Raw genomic sequence first — 22,544 nt, 5'->3', positions numbered from 1 at the left:
GAGTTGTCGCCAAGCGTAAGGGCGAGCACGCCGAAGGGAATAGTGCCAATCTACGAAAAAGGCCGCCGCCCGTTGGGGCGACGGCCTGATTCCTGGATGGAAACATCATGCTCGCTAGCCTCCAGGCTAGCTGCGCTCGATCATTCCTCCGTCTTGACCTCTGCCTCGGTCAGGTAATCGCCGGCGTCGGCATCGGTGCCGTGACCCGACGGAATCACCTTGGCCAGTGGATCCTCGCCCCCGGCGCTCTCGTCGCGAGCGTTGCGGGCGAGTTCGGCCTGATGCTCTTCCTCAGCCGAATCCGGTGCGATCAGCGCTTCCGCGAGCTTGCGCTGCTGCGCACGCAGCGAAGCATCGCGGCTGGAAGCGGCAACCCGCATCCGGTTCATGCCGGCGCCGGTACCCGCGGGGATGAGCCGGCCGACGATGACGTTTTCCTTGAGACCGTTGAGAACGTCCACCTTGCCCTGAACCGAAGCCTCGGTCAGCACGCGGGTCGTCTCCTGGAACGAGGCCGCAGAGATGAAGCTGCGGGTCTGCAGCGACGCCTTGGTGATGCCGAGAAGCACCGGCTTACCTTCGGCAGGCTTCTGCTTTTTGGTCAACTTGGCATTCTGCTCGTCCATCTCGTCGCGGTCGACCTGCTCGCCGGCGAGCAAGGTGGTGTCGCCGCCGTCGGTGATCTCGACCTTCTGCAACATCTGGCGAACGATTACCTCGATGTGCTTGTCGTTGATCTTCACGCCCTGCAATCGATAGACTTCCTGGATCTCGGCGACGAGATATTCTGCAAGCGCTTCGACACCCAGGACTTCCAGGATGTCATGCGGATCGGGCGAGCCGCCGACGAGGTTGTCGCCGCGCTTCACATAATCGCCTTCCTGGACGTCGATCACCTTGGACTTCGGCACCAGATATTCGACCGGATCGCCGCCGTCTTCGGGCAGGATCGCAATCTTACGCTTGGCCTTGTAGTCCTTCATGAAGGTGACCTTGCCGCTAACCTTGGCGATGATGGCATTTTCCTTCGGCTTGCGGGCCTCGAACAGCTCCGCGACGCGCGGCAGACCGCCGGTGATGTCGCGGGTCTTGGCGGCTTCGCGCGGCAAGCGGGCGAGAACTTCGCCGGCCGCCACTTCCTGGCCGTCCTCGACCGCGACGATCGCGCCGGTCGCGAGGCGATAGACCGCGTCTTCGCCCTTGCCCTTGGCGGTCAGCGTCAGGCGCGGACGAAGGTCGTCCTTCTTCGCCTTGTTGACGTCGTCGGTGACCACGCGCTGCGAGATGCCGGTCGACTCGTCGGTCTGTTCCGTCATCGTCCGGTTCTCGATCAGGTCCTGGTACCGGATGGTGCCGGCACGCTCGGTGACGACCGGGCTGAACGAGGGATCCCACTCGGCGATGCGGTCGCCGCGGCTGACGATATGGCCGCTTTCGCACAGCAGGTGCGCACCGTAAGGCACGCGGTGGGTGGAAAGCTCGCGGCCGTCCATGTCGAGGATGGCGATTTCGCCCGAACGCGACAGGGACAGGTGGCGGCCGCGCGGATCGATAATCGTCGGCATGTCACGGAACTCGATGGTGCCGTCGACCGGCGCTTCGAGGTTCGACTGCTCGTTGAGCTGCGCGGCGCCGCCGATGTGGAAGGTCCGCATCGTCAGCTGCGTGCCCGGCTCGCCAATCGACTGGGCGGCGATGACGCCGACCGCTTCGCCGATGTTTACCGGCGTGCCGCGAGCGAGGTCACGTCCGTAGCACTTGCCGCAGACGCCCTGCTTGGCAGCGCAGACCAGCGGGGAGCGGATCTTCATGCCCTGGAGGCCAAGTTCCTCGATCCGCGCGACCATCGCCTCGTCGAGCAGCTCGCCTTCCTTGATGATCGTGTCGCCCGTCTTGGGGTCGACGACATCCTCGGCAGTCGTACGGCCAAGCACGCGGTCGCCCAGCGACGCGATGACCGAGCCGCCCTGAACGATGGCGCGCATCTCGAGCATGCGGTCGGTGCCGCAGTCTTCCTCGACGATGACGGCGTCCTGGCTGACGTCGACGAGGCGGCGGGTCAGGTAGCCCGAGTTCGCCGTTTTGAGCGCCGTGTCGGCAAGGCCCTTGCGGGCGCCGTGGGTCGAGTTGAAGTATTCAAGGACGGTCAGGCCTTCCTTGAAGTTCGAGATGATCGGGGTCTCGATGATCTCGCCCGACGGTTTGGCCATCAGTCCGCGCATGCCGGCCAGCTGCTTGATCTGGGCCTGGCTACCACGGGCGCCGGAGTGGGCCATCATGTAGATCGAGTTGGTCGGCAGCTCGCGCCCGTCCTCGCCCTTCTTAACGGACGAGATCTCCTTCATCATCTCGGACGCAACGCGGTCACCGCATCGCGACCAGGCGTCGATCACCTTGTTGTACTTTTCCTGCTGCGTGATCAGGCCGTCCTGATACTGCTGCTCGTAGTCCTTCACGAGGCTGCGGGTCTCGTCGACCAGCTCCTCCTTCGCTGGCGGAATGACCATGTCGTCCTTGCCGAACGAAATGCCGGCCTTGAACGCGTGACGGAAGCCGAGCGACATGATCGCGTCGGCGAACAGCACCGTCTCCTTCTGGCCGGTGTGGCGATAGACGATGTCGATGACGTCGCCGATTTCCTTCTTGGTCAGCAGGCGGTTGACGGTCTCGAACGGAACCTTGTGGCTCTTAGGGAGGGTCTCGCCGAGCAGCATTCTGCCGGCGGTCGTCTCGAAACGCTTCATGTAAGTCTTGCCGTCCTCGTCCGTCTGCGGGACGCGGCTGATGATCTTGGTGTGAAGCGTGACTGCCCCGGCGGCGAGGGCCTGGTGGACCTCGGCCATGTCGGAGAGCATCGAGCCTTCGCCCGGCTCGCCTTCCTTCTCCATCGAGAGGTAATAGAGGCCGAGAACCATGTCCTGCGAAGGAACAATGATCGGCTTGCCGTTGGCGGGCGAGAGGATGTTGTTCGTCGACATCATCAGGACGCGCGCTTCCAGCTGGGCCTCAAGGCTCAGCGGCACGTGAACGGCCATCTGGTCGCCGTCGAAGTCGGCGTTGAAGGCGGCGCAGACCAGCGGGTGAAGCTGGATCGCCTTTCCCTCGATCAGAACTGGTTCGAACGCCTGGATGCCCAGGCGGTGGAGCGTCGGCGCGCGGTTGAGAAGAACCGGGTGCTCGCGGATGACTTCATCCAGGATATCCCAGACTTCCTTGCGTTCCTTTTCGACCCACTTCTTGGCCTGCTTGAGGGTCATGCTCAGACCCTTGGCGTCGAGGCGCGAGTAGATGAACGGCTTGAAGAGCTCGAGCGCCATCTTCTTCGGAAGACCGCACTGGTGAAGTTTCAGCTCAGGACCGGTGACGATGACCGAACGGCCGGAATAGTCGACGCGCTTGCCGAGCAGGTTCTGGCGGAAGCGGCCTTGCTTGCCCTTCAGCATGTCGGAAAGCGACTTCAGCGGACGCTTGTTGGCGCCGGTGATGGTACGGCCGCGGCGGCCGTTGTCGAACAGGGCGTCGACCGCTTCCTGGAGCATGCGCTTCTCGTTGCGCACGATGATGTCCGGTGCGCGCAGTTCCATCAGCCGCTTCAGGCGGTTGTTACGGTTGATAACGCGGCGATAGAGGTCGTTCAGATCCGAGGTCGCGAAGCGGCCGCCGTCCAGCGGAACCAGCGGGCGAAGCTCGGGCGGAATGACCGGAACGACGTCCAGGATCATCCACTCCGGGCGATTGCCGGAGTCGATGAAGCTTTCGACGACCTTCAGGCGCTTGATGATCTTCTTGGGCTTGAGCTCCGACTTGGTCTCGGCAAGCTCCTTCAGAAGCTCCTCACGCTCGCCTTCAAGGTCGAGGTCCATGAGCATGGTCTTGACCGCTTCCGCGCCGATCCCGGCGGAGAAGGCGTCCTCGCCATATTCGTCCTGCGCTTCGAGGAGCTCGTCCTCGGTCAGCAGCTGGAACTTCTCAAGCGGGGTCAGGCCCGGCTCGATGACGACATAGGATTCGAAGTAGAGTACGCGCTCGAGCTGCTTGAGCTGCATGTCGAGCAAAAGTCCGATGCGCGACGGAAGCGACTTCAGGAACCAGATGTGCGCAACCGGGGCGGCGAGCTCAATATGGCCCATGCGCTCGCGGCGAACCTTCGACACGGTGACTTCGACGCCGCACTTTTCGCAGACGATGCCCTTGTACTTCATGCGCTTGTATTTGCCGCACAGGCATTCGTAATCCTTGATCGGACCGAAGATGCGCGCGCAGAACAGGCCGTCACGTTCCGGCTTGAACGTGCGGTAGTTGATCGTTTCGGGCTTCTTGATCTCGCCGAACGACCACGAACGGATGCGGTCAGGCGACGCAATGCCGATCTTGATCTGGTCGAAGGTCTCCGGCTTGGCCACCGGGTTCGCGAAGTTGGTCAGCTCGTTCATTCTCAAACTCCTGCCCCTCCACTCGAAGGAGGGGTTGGGTGATATCCTTGGTTACTCGGCGGCGATGGCGGCCGGTTCGTCGTCCTCGTCCGTGATGGACTCAAGGTCGACCGACAGACCCAGGCTGCGCATTTCCTTGACGAGAACGTTGAAGCTCTCCGGAATGCCGGCCTCGAACGTGTCGTCGCCCTTGACGATCGCTTCGTAGACCTTGGTGCGGCCGATCACGTCGTCGGACTTGACCGTCAGCATTTCCTGAAGCGTGTAGGCCGCGCCGTAAGCCTGGAGAGCCCAGACCTCCATCTCGCCGAAACGCTGTCCGCCGAACTGGGCCTTGCCGCCCAGCGGCTGCTGGGTGACTAGGCTGTACGGGCCGATCGAACGGGCGTGGATCTTGTCGTCGACCAGGTGGTGAAGCTTCAGCATGTAGATGTAGCCCACCGTCACTTTGCGATCGAACGGATCGCCGGTGCGCCCGTCGAACAACGTGACCTGACCTGAACGATCAAGTCCGGCCTTCTCCAGCATGTCGGACACGTCCGATTCACGAGCGCCGTCGAACACCGGAGTGCCCATCGGGATGCCGCCGACCAGGTTCTGGGCAAGCTCCATCACCGCATCATCGTCGCGGTTGTCGATGTCCTTGGTGTAGGCATCGCCGTAGACGTCCTTGAGCTTGGCGCGGATCGCTTTCACGTCCTTGCCGCTCATGTCCTTGCCCGCCTCGTGCATCGACTCCAGCATGTCGCCGATCTGCTTGCCGAGACCACGGGCGGCCCAGCCGAGGTGGGTTTCGAAAATCTGCCCGACGTTCATACGCGATGGCACGCCGAGCGGGTTGAGGACGATATCGGCGTGGGTCCCGTCTTCGAGGAACGGCATGTCCTCGATTGGCAGGATCCGGCTGATGACGCCCTTGTTTCCGTGACGGCCGGCCATCTTGTCGCCCGGCTGAAGCTTTCGCTTCACAGCGACGAAAACCTTGACCATCTTCAGGACGCCCGGGGCCAGCTCGTCACCGGCCTCGACCTTCTGGACGCGATCCTCGAAGCGGCGATTGATGACCTGCAACGAGTCGTCATACTGCGCCTTGAGGGCCTCGAGATCGGCTTGGCGCTTGTCGTCCTTGACGGCAATCTTCCACCAGTCGTGCTTCTCGACGCCTTCGAGCGTCGCCTCGTCCAGCGTGGCGCCCTTCTTGACGCCCTTGGGAACCGCGGTCGCCGTCTGGCCGAGGAGCATTTCCTTCAGTCGCGCGAACGTCGCACGGTTGAGGATGCCCTTTTCATCGTCGGCGTCTTTCCGCAGGCGGTCCTTTTCCTCGCTCTGGATCGCACGCGCACGGTCGTCGATGTCGATGCCGTGGCGGTTGAACACGCGAACCTCGACGACGGTCCCGCTAACGCCCGGCGGAAGACGGAGCGAGGTATCGCGGACGTCGCTGGCCTTCTCGCCGAAGATGGCGCGAAGCAGCTTCTCTTCCGGGGTCATCGGACTTTCGCCCTTTGGCGTGATCTTGCCGCACAGGATGTCGCCCGGCTCGACCTCGGCACCAATGTAGACGATTCCGGCCTCGTCGAGGTTGCGCAGGGCCTCCTCGCCGACGTTCGGGATGTCGCGGGTGATGTCCTCCGGCCCGAGCTTGGTGTCGCGGGCCATGACCTCGAACTCCTCGATGTGGATCGAGGTGAAGACGTCGTCCTTCACGATCCGCTCGGAAATCAAGATCGAGTCCTCGTAGTTGTAGCCGTTCCACGGCATGAACGCGACGAGGACGTTTCGGCCAAGCGCGAGCTCGCCGAACTGGGTCGACGGGCCGTCGGCGATGATCTCGCCGGCATTGACCGTGTCACCGACCTTCACCAGCGGACGCTGGTTGATGCAGGTGTTCTGGTTCGAGCGCTGGAACTTCATCAGCGTGTAGATGTCGACGCCGCTTTCGCCGGCGTGGATATCCTCGGTCACGCGGACGACGATGCGGGTAGCATCGACCTGGTCGACGACGCCGGCCCGGCGGGCGGCGATCGCCGCGCCGGAGTCACGGGCGACGGTCTCTTCCATTCCGGTTCCGACCAGCGGCGCATCGGCCTGGAGGAGCGGAACGGCTTGGCGCTGCATGTTCGAGCCCATCAGCGCGCGGTTGGCGTCGTCGTTCTCGAGGAACGGAATGAGCGAGGCGGCGACGGAAACGAGCTGCTTGGGCGAGACGTCCATCAAGGTGATGGTGTCGCGCGGCGCCATGAGGAAGTCGCCGGCCTGACGGCTGGAGACGATTTCCTCGACGAAGCGACCCTCCTTGTCGAGCTCGGCATTGGCCTGCGCGATGGTGTGCTTCTGCTCTTCCATCGCCGAGAGGTAGACGACCTCGTTCGACACCTTGCCATCGATCACCTTGCGGTACGGGGTCTCGATGAAGCCATACTTGTTGACGCGGCTGAAGCTGGCGAGCGAATTGATGAGGCCGATGTTCGGGCCTTCCGGCGTTTCGATCGGGCAGATACGGCCATAGTGCGTCGGGTGAACGTCGCGGACTTCGAAGCCCGCGCGTTCACGGGTGAGGCCGCCCGGCCCGAGCGCCGAAACGCGGCGCTTGTGGGTGACTTCCGACAGCGGGTTGGTCTGGTCCATGAACTGCGAGAGCTGCGAGGAGCCGAAGAACTCACGCACCGCGGCAACCGCCGGCTTGGCGTTGATGAGATCGTTCGGCATAACGGTCGACACGTCGACGCTGCTCATGCGCTCCTTCACGGCGCGCTCCATGCGTAGCAGGCCGACGCGATATTGGTTCTCAAGCAGCTCGCCGACCGAGCGGACGCGGCGGTTGGCGAGGTTGTCTATGTCGTCGATCTCGCCCTTGCCGTCCTTGAGGTTCACAAGCTCCTGGACGACCGCGACGATGTCCTCGCGGCGAAGGGTGGTGACGGTATCCTCGGCATCGAGGCCAAGGCGCATGTTGAGCTTGACGCGGCCGACAGCCGACAGGTCGTAGCGCTCCGGATCGAAGAACAGGCCGTAGAACAAAGCGTCCGCGGTCTCGCGGGTCGGCGGCTCGCCGGGGCGCATGACGCGGTAGATGTCGGCGAGCGCCGAATCCTGCTCCTCCGACTTGTCCGCCTTCAGCGTGTTGCGGATCCACGGGCCGGTGTTGACGTAATCGATGTCGAGCAGCTCGAGGCGGTCGACGCCCGCCTTGTCGAGCTTCTCGAGGTTCTCGGCGGTGACCTCGTCTCCGGCCTCGATGTAGATCTCGCCGGTCTTCTCGTTGATGAGATCATAGGCCGAAAAGCGGCCGAAGATTTCCTCGGTCGGGATGATGACGTTCTTCAGGCCGTCCTTGGCCGCCTTGTTGGCGAGACGCGGGCTGATTTTCTCGTGCGCCTTGAAGATGATCTCGCCGCTGTCGGCGTCGACCACTTCGTGGTTCGGCTTGATGCCGCGCCAGGATTCGGCGCTGTACGGGATCTGCCAACCGTTCTTGCCGCGCACATAGGTGACGCGGCTGTAGAAAGTGTTGAGGATTTCCTCGCTCGTCAGGCCGAGCGCGTGGAGAAGCGCGGTGACCGGGAGCTTGCGCTTGCGGTCAATGCGGACGTTGACGATGTCCTTGGCGTCGAACTCGAAATCAAGCCAGCTGCCGCGATACGGGATGACGCGGGCGGCAAAGAGATACTTGCCGCTGGCGTGGGTCTTGCCGCGGTCATGGTCGAAGAGGACGCCCGGCGAACGGTGCATCTGGGACACGATGACGCGCTCGGTGCCGTTGATGATGAAGGTGCCGTTCATGGTCATGAGCGGCATGTCGCCCATATAAACGTCCTGCTCCTTGATATCGATGACCGACTTGGCTTCTGTATCGGGATCGATCTCGAACGTGGTGAGGCGAAGGGTAACGCGCATCGGCGCCGCATAGGTCAGGCCGCGCTGACGGCATTCGTCGGTGTCGAACTTCGGCTCTTCGAGCTCATAATGATCGAAGTCGAGGTGCGCCGTGCCTGCGAAATCCTGGATCGGGAAGACCGAGCGGAGGGTCTTTTCGAGACCCGAGACGTAGCCCGTTGCTGGGTTCGAGCGGAGGAACTGCTCGTAGCTCTCGCGCTGAACCTCGATCAGGTTCGGCATTTCGCTGATTTCGTGGATGTTGCCGAAAATTCGGCGGATCCGGCGCTGCTGGCTGTTGCGGGCCTGGGTCGGAACGTCTTTCGCTTTGGTCGCCATGGGTTTCCCTGCGCTTCGGGCACGCGTGAGGGTACGCGGCCCAAGTTAAATGCGGCGCGGCTCCTGGGAATTCTCCGCCATACGTTCGGACCGGTGCGCTTGTTCGGTCCGTGTCCCGGCGGAGACAGGAAAAGCCCCGGGCGCACGAAGCCGTGCGGCGGAGCCGTTATGTCTGGATGAAACCGATATAGCGCGAATCCTATACCGCGCAAGAGGGCAGGGCGCAGTTCGGCCCGGTTACAATGATGTTCCGCCTTGATCGTTCCAGCAGGGCCGCCATCTCGTTGGCGAAGGAGTTTTCAGATGGCCGATATCGTTATCCGCGATTTCCATGCCCACATCTATTACGACGCTGCGGACGTCGACCGAGCCAGGGCGCTCGCCGACGATGTGCAGAGGCGATTCGGTGTTGCTGTCGGGCATTTTCACCTGAAACCGGTCGGCCCGCATCCCCGCGGCAGCGTGCAGATGACGGTCCCGGCCAACCGCTTCGGGGAAGTAGCAACCTATCTCGCCGTTGCTCGAATGGGGCTTACGATCTTCGCGCATGCTTCGACCGGGGACGACCGCGCCGACCACACCAGCAACGTGATCTGGTTCGGCCCGTCGGAGCGGCTCGATCTATCGATCTTCGACTAGGCGGCCTGGTCCGCAGCCGCGCGCGCACTTGCCTTCATCTTGCGGACGCCCTCGTTTTCGACAGCATTGTCGAACACGGCCTTCATCAGGACGGCCATCAACGGAACGCCGTTGGTAAAGATGATCTGGCCTGCGCCGAGCGCGTTTAGGTCCCGTACCGCCGACGTTACGAGGGCGCTGTAATCGCCCGTCCGGCTTGCATCGTCGGCGTGTTCGGCCCAGGCAGCGGCCCAGCTGTCGGTCAAACGCTCAAGGCGAAGACGGACAATATTCAGCAGATCGCTTGGAGGAGCCTTGCCGAGCAGCTCGTCGAACAGGCATCGCATCTCCCACGGAGTCATGATCTCGGGAAAATTGACCCGTTCGAGCCGCAGGGGCTCCTTGACCGAGCCAGAAGCCACCGGGCTTGGCTGCCGTTCCTTCATGCCCGGTTGCTTGGCCGCGTTGACGAGGTCCCACAGGCGCTCGCCGCCGATCGTGTCGGCAACAAGGTGTATGCGCTTTTCGCGACCGTTGTTGGCGACGTTGTGACGGCGAAAAGTGTCGAATACCCAGCATTCGCCGGCCGCCATGTGCACGGTTTCCTCCCCGCAGGTGAAGCTGACGTCCGAGTTGGTGACGATCGGGATGTGAACGCGGACGTGGGTGCGCCAGTAATAATTCGTGTCGACGTGGGGAGGCACGGTCGCTCCGGGAACGAGACCCATCAGCCTTGTCCGGCCCCAGACGCAGCCGAGCGTGGCCATTACCTCGGTCATGTACGGGCACATTTCCAGGAATCTGGTCGCTGCCATCGGGCCGGCAAACCCGTTGGTGATCATCCCTGAAGGCGTGACGAGCGGCACATAGTCGTTGCCCTCGAAGTTCTGCGGATGGGGAACCCAGGCCTCGGCCGGAAGCGCTCGGACTTCCTCGGCGAGGGTCTCTGCGTCGAATCTTATCGGCAATCGGTAGAAGGGCTCGTCCAGCTTCATGGCGGCCATTTGCAGCCTTGCGGGCATCAGCGTCAATGCTGCCGCCGGGGACGGCCACAAGGAAAAAGGGCGACCCCTTGCGAGGCCGCCCTTCCCATCCGCCGGCGCTTCAAGACACCGACGAAATTCGTATTCGAAGCTTACTTGAGCTCGACGGTTCCGCCGGCTTCCTCGATCTGCTTCTTGATCTTCTCGGCTTCGTCCTTGTTGACGCCTTCCTTGAGCGCCTTCGGAGCGCCTTCGACCAGCGCCTTGGCTTCGCCGAGGCCCAGGCCGGTGATGGCGCGGACTTCCTTGATGACGTTGATCTTCTTGCCACCGTCGCCGGTGAGGATCACGTCGAACTCGGTCTGCTCCTCGGCAGCCGGCGCAGCGGCGCCACCAGCGGCCGGGCCAGCGACGGCGACGGCAGCGGCGGCCGAAACGCCCCACTTCTCTTCGAGCAGCTTGGCCAGCTCAGCCGCCTCGAGGACGGTCAGCGCCGACAGGTCATCAACGATCTTGTTCAGGTCAGCCATTTTAAATCTCCAATGGGGCCACATGGCCCAAAGTTGTCGTGCGGTTCAGTTCAATCGAATGTTCAGGCTGCGGCCTTGGCGGCGAAAATGCGCGCCAGCTGGCCACCCGGCTCCATCGCGATGCGGGCGATCTTCGTCGCCGGCGCCTGGATGAGGCCCACAAGCTTGCCGCGAAGCTCGTCGAGCGACGGAAGTTCGGCGAGCGCCTTCACCCCGTTCACGTCGAGCATCGTCTCGCCCATCGCGCCGCCGACGATTTCGAACTTGTCGTTCGTCTTGGCGAACTCGACCGCCACCTTGGCGGCCGCGACCGGGTCGGACGAGGTCGCCAGCGCAGTCGGTCCCACAAGGAACTCGCTGAGCGGGCTGTACGTCGACCCTTCGAGGGCGATCTTGGCAAGCCGGTTCTTCGCAACCTTGAACTGGGCGCCGGCGTCGCGCATCTTCGCGCGCAGGTCCGAGGACTGCGCGACCGAGAGGCCGAGGTTGCGGGTAATCACCACAACGCCCGTCTCGGCGAAGACGTTCTTCAGCTCGGCAACCAGATCGGCTTTTTGCGAACGATCCATGCCATACTCCATAAATCCCATCGAAGCCGGAACCTCGACGGGGACCCAAAATAGCCGCGCATCGGCAAAGCCACCGCGCAGCGTCTGATGTCCGTGGGGGCTGGATCAAGGCGGCGGTTGAACCGCCGCACGACCGGAGCGAACACGCGCTCCGACAAGAATTCCTGTCCCCGTCTAGGCCGCAGATTAAGAGGGAAACCCTCAGCGACTGTCTCGGACGAGTGTCATCCCGAGGGGAAGACCAGCGCGCCTATAAACGTTGATGCCGTGAAGTCAATGCGTTGGCCGGTTGCCGCCGCCGTGAGATGGCTCCGCTCCAAACTACGTCGCAAGCGGCAACTTGACAAAAGTTGCTGTCCGGCGCCCCATCACCGTCCCATATGCGGGGAGGGTGGATGGTCCGGCGCCTGTTGATGGTCTTGGCGGCACTAACGGCTTCGCTGTCCGTGGCGGCGGTGAGCCAGCCCACACCCCCGAGAATCGTCGCCGTCGGAGATCTTCACGGCGACTATGCCGCCTGGATCGATATCGCCAAGGCAGCCCGGCTGATCGGGCCAAACCTGCGCTGGACAGGCGGTAAGACGATCCTTGTCCAGACTGGCGACATCACCGACCGCGGGCCCGACAGCCTCAAGATCATCCGTCACCTGCAACAGCTCCAGCGGCAAGCGCGCGGGGCAGGCGGGAACGTCATAGTCGTTCTCGGCAATCACGAGGCGATGCAGGTCACTGGCGACCTGCGCTACGTCCACGCGGGGGAATATGCCGCCTTTGCGGACCGTCAGAGCCAGCGCCGGCGCGAGCTGGCCTACGAAGCGAACAAGGCGGCGATCGAAACCTACTTCCGCACTAAAGACGCCTCGCTGAGTCCGGCCGCAATCAAGGCATTGTGGATCGCCGAAACGCCGCTCGGCAAGGTGGAGCATAATACGGCCTGGGCACCCAATGGCGAGCTTGGCAAGTGGGCGGCGTCGCTGCCCGCCGTCGTCAAGGTCGGAAACACATTGTTCGCGCATGGCGGGATTAGCGCGAACTACGCGCTGGTGCCGATCGGCGAGGTCAATCGCCGTGCGCGCGCCGCCCTCGAATCCGCCACCACCGATCGATCGGCGATCATCAACGACGAGTTCGGCCCCCTTTGGTATCGGGGCCTCGTGACCGGCACCGGCGCCGGCGGCAGGCCGACCGCCGCCAACGAGCTGGCCGTCGCCCTCAAGGCCTATGGCGCGAAGCGTCTGGTGATCGGGCACACGCCGTCGCTCAAGGGGGTCGTGATCGATTTCGACGGCCAGCTGGTGCGGATCGATACCGGCATTTCACGCGCCTATGGCGGCGTCCTCGGCTGGGTCGAGATTGTCGGCGATAAAGTCATTCCGAATGTCACGACCAGGAGCTCGCCATGATCTTCCGGCTTTGCATCGCCGCGCTGGCGGCATTCCCCATGGCGGCTCTTGCCCAGATCCCGCCAAGCCCTTGTTCGCAAGCGACGAGCCGCTGCGCCTGACAATTAGCGGAGGGGTCGACCAGATCGCCAAGGGCGGGCCGAATAGCCGCGAAGGCCGGCCTGGAACGCTGGCGATTGCCGGCAGCGCCGACAGCTTGCCGATCCTGCTGGAGCCGCGCGGGATCACGCGTCGGCAGCGCGATGTCTGCCAGTTTCCGCCGCTGCGGGTAACCTTCAACCAGCCCCCGCCAGCCGATTCGGTTTTCGCGGGGCAGCGGCGATTGAAGCTGGTCAGCCACTGTCGAGCGGCCGAGAACTTCCAGAATTACCTTCTTCTCGAATATGCGGCCTACCGCCTCTACAACAATCTGACGCCGCTCAGCTTTCGCGCTCGCCTGGCGCAGATCGAATATCGCGACAGTGCGGGCCAGCCGATCACCACGCGCTACGGCTTTTTCATCGAGGACATCGACGATGTCGCGAAACGAAACGGAATGACCGAGGCCAGGATGGGTGAGCGCTTCCCCGTGTCGCGGCTGTCGCCGACCGACGCGGCGCGGTTTGCCATCTTCCAATATATGATCTCCAACCTCGACTGGGCGATGCAGGCGGGACCACCGGGAGACAGTTGCTGTCATAACAGCCGTCCCATCGCCCCGGCGGGCGCATCATCGCCCCAGGTGATTCCCGTGCCCTACGACTTCGATTTTTCCGGAATGGTCAACGCGCCCTACGCGACACCGCCTTCGGCCGTGAACGTCAGCAACGTTCGCCAGCGCCGCTATCGCGGTCTTTGCCGGCACAATGCGGAAGCCCGGGCGCTCTACCCGCAATTTCGGGCGCAGCAGGCCGCAGTGCCGCAGATCCTTTCATCCGTACCCGGCCTGGACCCAACCGCACGGGACCGCGCGATCGGCTTCCTGGGCGGTTTTTTCAGCGACATCGCCACCGACCAGCAGGCCGACAAGAGGATGCTCGGGACTTGCCTCGGCTAGGTCTTGGGCGGCTCTGTCGTCGCGGCCGGAGGCGCCGCAGGGACGGGGTCGGGGTTGGTCTCCGGGCGGAAGTCGCTCATGAACCGCTTCATCCCCGCTCGCTCGCCATATTCGCTGACCCACAGCAGCACGATGCAATAGTTGAAGAAGAGCGCCATCACGAAAGCCAGCTCCACCGCGCCAATGCCTGAAGCGAGGCCGACCCCGACCGACAGCAGTATATAGAGCGCGTCGCCGGAGCTCTTGAGGCTGTTCTTGAATCGCACCGCCCCGGCGATCCCGCCTAGGGCGAAGGCCAGAGCGAGACTGTTCTGAACCACGATGACGATCGAGGTGACAACCAGCGGAAGGATCAGGATGGAGCTGATTAGCGACTGGTCATATTCCTCTCCGCTACGGGTGGCCATGTAGACCCAACTGACGGGTAGCGAGGTTAGCAGAGCACCCATGATAGCAACGGACAGCCAACCAAGGCTCTGTCCGAGATTCTTGACCTCGGGATCGCCCTTCGAGGCCGCTTCGAGCGCGCTTTTGCCTTCGCTTGCGCTGATCAAATCTTGGGCGCCCCGACGGGAAGATAGTGCCGCAAGTCAGGATAAGCGGAGAGCAGCACGTACATGCCGCCCAGGATGATGAGATAATAAACCGTCAGCTTAACGACGAGACTGGTAGCGCGCATCTTCAAGCCCCCTTGATCGCGTGCGCCGATGCTAGGTCAATCGCTGCCGGACGCCAAGTGCGCGCTTCCTTCGTCGCCAACGGGGTAAGCTGATATCGGCTCGATCACGCCGTAGCGTTCCTTTAGCGGCGGGTGGGAAAGGGGCGGCCAGGGAATGTCCGTCACGGGCAGCCTGGTGTCGGGCAGCACATCGAGAAAATGCCGAAGCAGCGTCAATCTACCGACCGGCTGATCGTTGAAATCGACCAGCGTCCAAGGGGCCCAGGCGGTATGGGTCGCCTTCAGCATCCGCTCCCGGGCGATCGTGTAATCCTCGTAGCGGTTACGGGATTCGATATCGATCGGCGATAGCTTCCAGCGCCGCCGCGGATTCATTAGCCGGTTGTGAAAGCGCTCTTCCTGTCGCTCCTGGTCAACGCAAAGCCAATATTTGAACAGCAGGATGCCGTCATCGACGAGGTGCTTTTCAAATTCGGGAGTCGTCTCCAGGAAATCCTCGGCCTGCTTCTGGGTGCAGAAGCCCATTACCCGCTCGACGCCGGCGCGGTTGTACCAGCTGCGGTCGAACAGCACGAGCTCGCCGCGCGACGGCAGGTGCTTCATGTAGCGCTGGAAATACCATTGCCCTTGCTCCGTCGGGGTCGGAGCGGACAGTGCGATCACCCTGCAGTGACGCGGGTTGATGTTCTGGCTGATCATGTCGATCGAGCCGCCCTTGCCGGCCGTGTCCCGCCCTTCGAAGACGATTACCACGCGCTGGCCGGTTTCCTGGATCCATCGCGCGGCGTCGCTGAGTTCGCGAGTGAGCGGCTTTAGAAGCTGCTCATATCGTTCGCGGCTGAGAACGGTCTTTCCGCTCATTGGCTGTTCCCCTAGGCGTTCAAGCTAGCGGGAGACGATGCACAAAAAAAGGCCGGGGATTTCGCCCCGGCCTTCTTCAATTCTCGAGAGCGCGACGCTTAGGCGCCGGCCACCTCGGTCGTATCGATCTTGACGCCCGGGCCCATCGAGGAGCTGACGGCAATCTTCTTCACGAATTTTCCCTTGGCGCCGGCCGGCTTGGCCTTGACGATGGCGTCCACAAACGCATCGAAATTGGCCTTGAGGTCCGCCTCGGCGAAGCTCGCCTTGCCGATCCCGGCGTGGATGATGCCCGCCTTCTCGACCCGGAATTCGATCTGGCCGGCCTTGGCGTCCGTGACAGCCTTGGTGACGTCCATGGTGACGGTACCGAGTTTCGGGTTCGGCATCAGGCCCTTGGGGCCAAGCACCTTACCGAGACGGCCGACAACGCCCATCATGTCCGGAGTGGCGATGACCCGGTCATAGTTGGTGTCGCCGCCCTGCATGGCTTCCATCAAATCCTCGGCACCGACCATATCGGCGCCCGCGGCCTTGGCTTCGTCGGCCTTGGCGCCCTTGGCGAACACGGCAACCTTGACGGTCTTGCCGGTGCCCTTCGGAAGGTTGACGACGCCGCGGACCATCTGGTCGGCGTGGCGCGGATCGACGCCGAGATTCATGGCGACTTCGACGGTCTCGTCGAACTTGGCGGTGGCGAGCGACTTGACGAGGCTGATCGCCTCATCGACGCCATAATGTTTGTCGGCTTCGACCTTTCCGGCCTGTGCCTTTTGCTTCTTGGTCAGCTTTGCCATGGTTTAGCCCTCCACCACGTCGAGGCCCATCGCGCGGGCGCTGCCTTCGATGATCCGGGTCGCCGCCTCGATATTCGTGGCGTTGAGATCCTTCATCTTCATCTCGGCGATTTCAGAGACCTGGCTGCGCTTGATCGTGCCCGCGGAAACCTTGCCCGGTTCCTTGGAGCCCGACTTCAGCTTGGCTGCCTTCTTGAGAAGGAACGACGCCGGTGGGGTCTTGGTGGTGAAGGAGAAGCTGCGATCCGCATAGACCGTGATGACGGTCGGGATCGGCATGTTCTTTTCAAGGTCCTGCGTTGCCGCGTTGAACGCCTTGCAGAACTCCATGATATTGACGCCGCGCTGGCCCAGCGCGGGGCCGATCGGCGGTGACGGATTGGCAACGCCAGCCGGCACTTGGAGCTTGATATAGCCCGTGATTTTCTTTGCCATTTTTCTCACTCTGTAGTGGGCGTCGCGCCTTGCGGCGTTCGGCCCGTTCAAGTTTAGCGGTCCAGACGGTCGCCCGAAGGCGGCCTCCCGCGAATTTCCATTCAGCATGCTGTTTGGAAGCGGGGGCCAATAGCAGATTGCGAGCCTGAGGCAAGTCGCTGAGATTGTTCGATTGGCGGGGTGGACAAGCGGTGTTGAGGGAGCGAAACGGTCGCAAACTCGTTATTGCCGAAAGTTCGCCAGTTCGCTGGCCAGCGACTGGAGCTTTCCCATCGATACCTATTCTCCCGAATCCGAGCTGACTGCCGCTCGAAATGCGCTTCGTGAGAGCGACCTGCGCTGGCGCACTTTGGCCGATGCCTTCCCGCACATGGTGTGGTCGACGACGCCGGACGGCTTTCATGATTACTACAATGCGCGGTGGTACGAATTTACGGGCGTTCCCGAAGGCACGACCGACGGCGAGGGCTGGAACGACATGTTCCATCCAGACGACCAGGAACGGTCATGGGCGCGCTGGCGCCATAGCCTGGAGACGGGCGAGCCCTACGAAATCGAATATCGTCTCCGTCACCGCAGCGGCGAATATCGCTGGACCTTGGGCCGGGCGATGCCGATCCGCGGCGGCGATGGGAAGATCATCCGCTGGATGGGCACCTGCACCGACATCCATGAGCAGAAAAGGCAGGCCGAGCAAAACGAGATCCTCAGTCGCGAGCTTAGCCACAGGATCAAGAACATCTTCGCGGTTATAGGCGGCCTAGTCGGCCTGTCCGCCCGGCAGGAGCCGGAGCATCGCGAGTTCGCCAATCGACTTCAGCAGCGAATTGCGTCGCTTGGCCGTGCCCACGAATTCGTTCGGCCCCATAGCGAGGAATCGCAGCCGACCGACCTGCCCGGGCGGCTGCACGGCGTTCTTCGGGAAATTCTGTCCCCATATCCGGCACTGAGCGAGGGCCAGATCACTGTCGAAGGCGATGACTTCGAGGTCGACGACCGCGGCGCCACGCCGATCGCCCTGATGTTTCACGAGCTTGCGACAAACAGCGCGAAATATGGCGCGCTGTCGCGTCAGGGTGGCCGGGTTGCAATCATCACTGCTGGTCGGGGCGATCAGGTCGAGATTGCATGGGAGGAGAGCGGCGGACCTAAAGTGACGACGCCGACTCGTCAGGGCTTCGGCACCAAGCTGGCGGACCTGAGCGTCGTCGGGCAGCTCGGCGGAATGATTGAACGGGATTGGGATCCGGCGGGCCTGAAGACCCGGATATCCGTTCCCAAAAAGCGGCTGGTTCGCTAAATCAACCGAAGAGTCGAAGCGCAGGCGGCGGATCGGCCGCTTCGCCCGCGCGGCTACGAAACACATAATCGAGCGCGGCTTTGACGGTCGACTCGTCGGTAGGCTTGGTGATGACACCGATCGTGCCCGCAACCCCATCGCCGAGCTGTCGCGGATTGGCCGTGATGAAAATCACCGGCACGCCGCGCTGGCTAAGCGTTTCGGCGATCTGCGGTCCGGTCAGGCCGTCGCGCAGATTGAGGTCGACCAAGGCAAGGTCGAGCGGTGCCTCGAAATGCTCGGTGGCGGTTTCGACATCCGGCGCGATACCGGCGCAATCGTGTCCCAAGTCCTCGAGAATGCACTCGAGTTCCATCGCGACGAGCATCTCGTCTTCGACGATGAGGATTCGTTTGGTCATGCTAATCGTCTGATATCGGTTGTTTCGGGATCAACCCAGATAGAGCTGGCCGGTTCCGTAACAAATGATAAGTTTTCGACCGTGTCCCGGGGGCCACGCCGCCCGTTACTTGACCCGCTCGACCTGTTCGAACTCCAGCTCGACCGGCGTTGCACGGCCGAAAATCGAAACGCTGACCTTCACGCGCGCCCGGTCGAAATCGAGTTCCTCGACGACGCCGTTGAAGCTCGCGAACGGCCCGTCGAGGACCTTCACGGCATCGCCAATCTCGTAGTCGACCTTGACCTTCGTCTTTGGCGCGGCGGCGGCGGACTCGTCCTTCGTGTCCAGCATCCGATTGGCCTGGGCATCGGGAATCGGCTGCGGCTTTCCGCCAGGGCCCAGGAAGCCGGTGACCTTCGGCGTGTTCTTCACGAGGTGGAAAACGTCGTCGGTCATGCTGAGCTTGGCCAGCACGTAGCCGGGCATGAACTTGCGCTCGGCCTGGACCTTCTTGCCGCGCTTGATCTCGGTCACGGTTTCGGTCGGCACTTCGACCGCTTCAACCATCTGCTCGAGGCCAAGGCGTCTCGCCTCACTGAGGATCGAATCACGGACCTTGTTCTCGAAGCCCGAATAAGCGTGGATGATGTACCAGCGGGACATGGATGCTGTGCCTCGTGTTAGCCGATCAGGCCGATAAGGAACTTGACGATCGCGCCTAACGCGCTGTCGATACCAAGGAAGAAGACGGCGAGCAGAACTGTCATGATCAGGACCATGATGGCGGTCGTGATGGTCTCTTTGCGGGTCGGCCATACGACCTTGCCGGCTTCGTTCCGGACCTGGCGGAAGAACTCGCCTGGAGAAGTCTTCGACACTGTGCTGCGCTCGCTTTCATGGCTCGCCGACGCTTCGGGGTAAGCTTCCTCCTCCGCCCCGGCCGAGCCGGGATGGAGGAAGGCTTTTCCGATGTCGGAATGGAAGGGCAATTAGACCCGCCTGAGGCGCTTTTCAAGGGCGCCAGAGCAATGCCTTCCGCCCGAAGCGCCGGGACATGGCAGGGGCAGAGGGACTCGAACCCACGACCCTCGGTTTTGGAGACCGATGCTCTACCAACTGAGCTATACCCCTAGGCCGGCGTGGCGATTAGCCGCGCGCTGCCTCAGGCGCAAGCGCCTCGCTAGGGCCTTGCCCTCAATGCCCCCGATAAAAGCAATAAGCCGACGATCGGGAGTGGCGCTTGGACTTGCTGCGCTCAGCGCGTGTTGCGGGGGTTCGGCCGATTATCTGCAGGGCCAACCCCAAGCGCTTTCATCTGCACGAGCTTGCCGGAATCGACGACGCGGATGCCGGAGTCCTGCAATCGCCGGATATAGTCGGCAGTTATTCCGAGGGCCTTGAACTCGACGAGCCCTTCCAGAGCGAGGTTGCCATAGCCAACCTTCTTCAAGCTCTCGATATAGGCCCCGTCCACGCCAAGCGCCTTGAACTGGATCAGCGTATTGAGCTGAGCGGGCCGATATCCGGAGGCGGCCAGTTCCTGGATGTAGCCGCTTTCAAGCCCGAGCGCCGCGAGGGCGATCAGGTTTTGCGCGCTCGGCGCCGGGTAGTTGGCCCGGCGAATTTCCGTGATGAGGTCGCGGCGAACCCCGACGGCGGTCATGGCGTAAACGTCCTCGCCGGAAACGGGCGCAATGCCACTGCTTCTAAGATGGTCGAGGAACTCCTGGTTTGCCGTGAAGCGGCACTGCCCTTCGGCGCTGCTACTTCCGCCCGTGCCGCTGCAGTCGAGCCGGCCCGCGTCGCGGACGAGTGCGAACCGCACGGGCGTTTGGCCTTTGCCCGCAAGCTGTGACCGCTCAAGCCCGGCGAAGTCAGTGATGCGAAAGGAAGAATTCCATTGGCTATTTGCTCGATCGGAGCGGCGAAAGTCGGCGCGAATGTTCGCGCCGTCTCCTCCTTCGTCCTTGAGTCGAAAGTTGAACTCGGTTGACGACGCAGCATCGACCGTGGCCGTGATGGTAAGCGTTGAGGCAGCAATGGACGCCAGGAAGATCGGGAAGCGGGTCATTTCAACTCTCCTTCTCGTTACGCGGGCAAAGTTCGCCCGGCCGCCCCGTTCGGGACGTCAAAGACATGCAGTTTTCGAATTTCAGTTCAGTAAGTTAGCTGATCAGGAGCCGTCGTCCGGATCCGGGTCCGGATCGGCAGAGCCTGACAAGTTTTGAGCGGAGACGCCGAGCGCCTTGATCTTGACCATTTCTTGCGGTGTCGGAAGCCGTCCAGTGGCCTTCTTTGCTCGGGCAATGTCGCCGGGCATGACCTGGAGCGCCCTCAGTTCAACGACGGTAGACAGCGGCAGTCCACGATATCCTGCGCCAGACAAGGCCCGCACATAGTCCTTGGTGACGCCCAGCGCCTTAAGCTTGACGAGCTGCTCGTCGCTGATCGGGACGCCCGGCATCGCGCGGCGCATCGCGTCGGCATAGGCAGCATCGGCGCCCATGGCGCGCCTCGCGACTGCAGTATCGATCCGTCGCCCGTCGACCGAAACGGCGGCTCCCGCTCGAGCTGTGGCAATCGCATTGCCGTTGACATAAGCGAAGGCGCTGCCGTCAGGCGAGGCGATGAAGGTCCCCTGCGGACCACGCACGATGGCGCGGCCTTGCTTGTCGACGAGCATCGTCCGACCGTCGGCCGTAACCGTCACATCTTCGCGCGGGTCGACTGCGGTCGCGAGTCGCGCCTCGGCGGCCGGCTGGGCAGCTGCCGAGGATGCGGCAGCCGCGAGATCGGTACCGACCATAGCCGGCACCGGGACTTTGGCGGAGGCGCCCGCCGGAAGGGAAGCGGAAGCGGAGACAGGCTGAACGCCTGGAACGACAGTCAGCGCTGCCAGCGGGACAGCCATGCCGGCGGCGAAGAACGCTGCGGCGCTCGTCCAGCGCCAGCCACCCGGCGCCCGCTCAAGCGCGCTGTCTAGAACGCGGCGGACACGGCGAGCGAGCGAATTTTTCGCCGGTGCTACGCCATGCGCACCGATTAGCAGGCCTCGGCATTCGTGACGCGCGACGCCAACCAGCAGCTGCGCATAATCGGTGTCCTCGATGTTGGCGGAAAGCACGCTGTCGTCGGCAGCTTCTTCACGGAGCTGGTGCGCCTCACGGGCAAGCAACCAGACGAGGGGATTGAACCAGAACAGGGCGATGACGACGCGGGCGAGCAGAAGCTTGGCCCAGTCGAGATGGGCGACGTGGGCCAGCTCATGGGCGATGACAGCCTCCGCCTGATTATGCGCCTTCGCGGCTTCGCTGTTCAGGAGGATGATCGGGCGGACGACGCCCCAACTGATCGGCGACGGCAACTCGTCGCTGGTGAGCAGGGCGGTACCATGCTTGAAACCCATGCGGTGTTGCGCACGGGCAAGCGCCGTAACCCACTCCGGCTCGACGAGCACGTTGGCGCGCGACTTGAGGATGCCGAGGCGGACCAAGGCAACCAGGGTCAGGCCTATCAGAAGAAGCGCCGGAAGCCCGTATAGCACTGCCGGCAGGTTGGCCGACGAAAGGATGGACGCAGCCGGCTCGGCCGCGGGCTCGAGTGTTGCCGCTTCGAGCGCGATCGTCGATGTCGCCGCGGGCACGGCCATTTTCACCGGCGCAGCGATGAATTCCGGCTCCCCGGCAAGGAATTGCGGTCCGGCGACGCCAAGCGGCGGAAGAAGAAGGGAGCCGAAGGGGAGTAGCAGCATGGCAAAAAGGCCGAGATGCGCGATCAGGCTGCGGTCGGCAGCCGAGCGTTTTTGGGCGAGCCGAAGAATCGCAAGGACGCCTCCAGCCACGATCAGCGACTTCAATGCAATGGCGATCAGCGGACCCATCATTTCGCCCCTTTCGCTTCGCGCGCTTCGGCGATCATCCGCTCAAGCGCATCCAGTTCCCGGTCCTCAAGGCGGTCCGACATGCCGAGCAGCGCGCTTGCCGCGCCAGCCGCTGAACCGTTGAAGAAAGTACGCACCACTTCGCTAAGCGCATTCTTGCGCGCGACGCTGTCGGCGACGGCAGGGCTGAAAACAAAGCCGCGCTCTGATTCGGAACGGATGACGTAACCCTTGTCTTCCAGCCGCTTGAGCATTGCCCGAACTGCCGACCCGCTCAGCTCGACCGGAAGCGCTTCGCAGATTTCTGAGACCGTCCGCTCGCCTTCGCGATAAAGGACGTCCACAATCTGTCGTTCACGGGGCGGTAATTTGTTCAGCACCGAATCGCTCCTATCGCGCTACATTTGTAGCGATGCTACATTT

At 62.9% G+C, this 22,544-nt stretch carries 20 protein-coding genes and 1 tRNA gene; 4 read left to right on the top strand and 17 right to left on the bottom strand.

Going from position 1 to position 22,544, the window contains the following annotated elements; genetic code table 11:
• Positions 1 to 140 precede the first annotated feature (140 nt).
• The gene (gene rpoC / locus G7076_RS08455) at positions 141 to 4,433 is read right to left on the bottom strand and encodes a DNA-directed RNA polymerase subunit beta' (RefSeq protein WP_166202003.1); all 4,293 of its coding nucleotides are present in this window, start codon (positions 4,431 to 4,433) and stop codon (positions 141 to 143) included.
• A 51-nt stretch (positions 4,434 to 4,484) separates the two neighbouring features.
• A complete protein-coding gene (gene rpoB / locus G7076_RS08450) occupies positions 4,485 to 8,648 on the bottom strand; it encodes a DNA-directed RNA polymerase subunit beta (RefSeq protein ID WP_166202001.1) in 4,164 nt (1,387 codons plus the stop codon).
• Positions 8,649 to 8,951: 303 nt separating this feature from the next.
• Here rpoB and G7076_RS08445 point away from each other — a divergent pair, with 303 nt between their 5' ends.
• Entirely contained in the window at positions 8,952 to 9,287 is a 336-nt protein-coding gene (locus G7076_RS08445; protein WP_166201999.1) for a DOPA 4,5-dioxygenase family protein, read from the top strand.
• Here the strand turns inward: G7076_RS08445 and G7076_RS08440 are convergent.
• The 3 genes from G7076_RS08440 to rplJ all read right to left on the bottom strand — a co-directional run bounded on the left by G7076_RS08440 (position 9,284) and on the right by rplJ (position 11,348).
• Positions 9,284 to 10,270 (bottom strand): aspartyl/asparaginyl beta-hydroxylase domain-containing protein, encoded by a 987-nt coding sequence (locus tag G7076_RS08440; protein WP_166201997.1) that lies wholly within the window; start codon positions 10,268 to 10,270, stop codon positions 9,284 to 9,286. The genes G7076_RS08445 and G7076_RS08440 overlap by 4 nt on opposite strands.
• Positions 10,271 to 10,401: 131 nt before the next feature.
• Positions 10,402 to 10,779, bottom strand: coding sequence for a 50S ribosomal protein L7/L12 (gene rplL, locus G7076_RS08435; protein ID WP_166201995.1), 378 nt, complete (start codon positions 10,777 to 10,779; stop codon positions 10,402 to 10,404).
• A 62-nt stretch (positions 10,780 to 10,841) separates the two neighbouring features.
• The gene (gene rplJ, locus G7076_RS08430) at positions 10,842 to 11,348 is read right to left on the bottom strand and encodes a 50S ribosomal protein L10 (protein ID WP_166201993.1); all 507 of its coding nucleotides are present in this window, start codon (positions 11,346 to 11,348) and stop codon (positions 10,842 to 10,844) included.
• 395 nt (positions 11,349 to 11,743) lie between these two features.
• Here rplJ and G7076_RS08425 point away from each other — a divergent pair, with 395 nt between their 5' ends.
• Both G7076_RS08425 and G7076_RS08420 read left to right on the top strand, forming a co-directional pair.
• A complete protein-coding gene (locus tag G7076_RS08425) occupies positions 11,744 to 12,751 on the top strand; it encodes a metallophosphoesterase (protein WP_166201991.1) in 1,008 nt (335 codons plus the stop codon).
• Positions 12,726 to 13,787, top strand: a complete 1,062-nt coding sequence (locus G7076_RS08420; RefSeq protein ID WP_166201989.1) for a hypothetical protein — start codon at positions 12,726 to 12,728, stop codon at positions 13,785 to 13,787. Before G7076_RS08425 ends, G7076_RS08420 begins: the two co-directional genes overlap by 26 nt.
• Here the strand turns inward: G7076_RS08420 and G7076_RS08415 are convergent.
• The 5 genes from G7076_RS08415 to rplK form a co-directional block, all read right to left on the bottom strand.
• On the bottom strand, positions 13,784 to 14,341 hold the full coding sequence (locus G7076_RS08415; RefSeq protein ID WP_166201987.1) for a hypothetical protein: 558 nt from the start codon (positions 14,339 to 14,341) through the stop codon (positions 13,784 to 13,786). The genes G7076_RS08420 and G7076_RS08415 overlap by 4 nt on opposite strands.
• On the bottom strand, positions 14,338 to 14,466 hold the full coding sequence (locus tag G7076_RS12710) for a hypothetical protein (RefSeq protein ID WP_277343918.1): 129 nt from the start codon (positions 14,464 to 14,466) through the stop codon (positions 14,338 to 14,340). Before G7076_RS12710 ends, G7076_RS08415 begins: the two co-directional genes overlap by 4 nt.
• A 36-nt stretch (positions 14,467 to 14,502) precedes the next feature.
• Positions 14,503 to 15,327, bottom strand: a complete 825-nt coding sequence (gene ppk2, locus G7076_RS08410; RefSeq protein WP_166201985.1) for a polyphosphate kinase 2 — start codon at positions 15,325 to 15,327, stop codon at positions 14,503 to 14,505.
• Between the two features lie 98 nt (positions 15,328 to 15,425).
• Positions 15,426 to 16,124 (bottom strand): 50S ribosomal protein L1, encoded by a 699-nt coding sequence (rplA, locus tag G7076_RS08405; protein WP_166201983.1) that lies wholly within the window; start codon positions 16,122 to 16,124, stop codon positions 15,426 to 15,428.
• 3 nt (positions 16,125 to 16,127) lie between these two features.
• A complete protein-coding gene (gene rplK / locus G7076_RS08400; protein WP_166201981.1) occupies positions 16,128 to 16,559 on the bottom strand; it encodes a 50S ribosomal protein L11 in 432 nt (143 codons plus the stop codon).
• A gap of 172 nt (positions 16,560 to 16,731) precedes the next feature.
• Between rplK and G7076_RS08395 the strand changes: the two genes are divergently transcribed.
• Positions 16,732 to 17,859, top strand: a complete 1,128-nt coding sequence (locus G7076_RS08395; RefSeq protein ID WP_346774087.1) for a PAS domain-containing protein — start codon at positions 16,732 to 16,734, stop codon at positions 17,857 to 17,859.
• A 1-nt stretch (position 17,860) separates the two neighbouring features.
• Here G7076_RS08395 and G7076_RS08390 read toward each other — a convergent pair whose 3' ends face one another.
• From G7076_RS08390 to G7076_RS08360, 7 genes are all read right to left on the bottom strand, one after another.
• Entirely contained in the window at positions 17,861 to 18,259 is a 399-nt protein-coding gene (locus G7076_RS08390; protein ID WP_166201979.1) for a response regulator, read from the bottom strand.
• 105 nt (positions 18,260 to 18,364) lie between these two features.
• Entirely contained in the window at positions 18,365 to 18,904 is a 540-nt protein-coding gene (gene nusG / locus G7076_RS08385) for a transcription termination/antitermination protein NusG (protein ID WP_166201978.1), read from the bottom strand.
• Between the two features lie 17 nt (positions 18,905 to 18,921).
• Positions 18,922 to 19,119 carry a preprotein translocase subunit SecE gene (secE, locus tag G7076_RS08380; protein ID WP_166203516.1) on the bottom strand — a complete coding sequence of 66 codons (198 nt, stop codon included), beginning with the start codon at positions 19,117 to 19,119 and terminating at the stop codon, positions 18,922 to 18,924.
• A 177-nt stretch (positions 19,120 to 19,296) separates the two neighbouring features.
• Positions 19,297 to 19,372, bottom strand: a tRNA-Trp gene (locus tag G7076_RS08375).
• 124 nt (positions 19,373 to 19,496) lie between these two features.
• Positions 19,497 to 20,312 (bottom strand): hypothetical protein, encoded by an 816-nt coding sequence (locus tag G7076_RS08370; RefSeq protein ID WP_166201976.1) that lies wholly within the window; start codon positions 20,310 to 20,312, stop codon positions 19,497 to 19,499.
• Positions 20,313 to 20,414: 102 nt separating this feature from the next.
• Positions 20,415 to 22,124: a M56 family metallopeptidase gene (locus tag G7076_RS08365; RefSeq protein ID WP_166201974.1), complete on the bottom strand. Its 1,710-nt coding sequence runs from the start codon at positions 22,122 to 22,124 to the stop codon at positions 20,415 to 20,417.
• Complete coding sequence (locus G7076_RS08360) at positions 22,121 to 22,501, bottom strand: BlaI/MecI/CopY family transcriptional regulator (protein WP_166201972.1); 381 nt, start codon at positions 22,499 to 22,501, stop codon at positions 22,121 to 22,123. Before G7076_RS08360 ends, G7076_RS08365 begins: the two co-directional genes overlap by 4 nt.
• Positions 22,502 to 22,544 lie beyond the last annotated feature (43 nt).

Source organism: Sphingomonas sp. HDW15A (assembly GCF_011301715.1).
In the GTDB taxonomy this organism is placed as follows: Bacteria; Pseudomonadota; Alphaproteobacteria; order Sphingomonadales; family Sphingomonadaceae; genus Sphingomicrobium.
The sequence above is the reverse complement of the archived record's forward strand: the minus strand, read 5'-3'. Positions and strand labels throughout refer to the sequence as shown.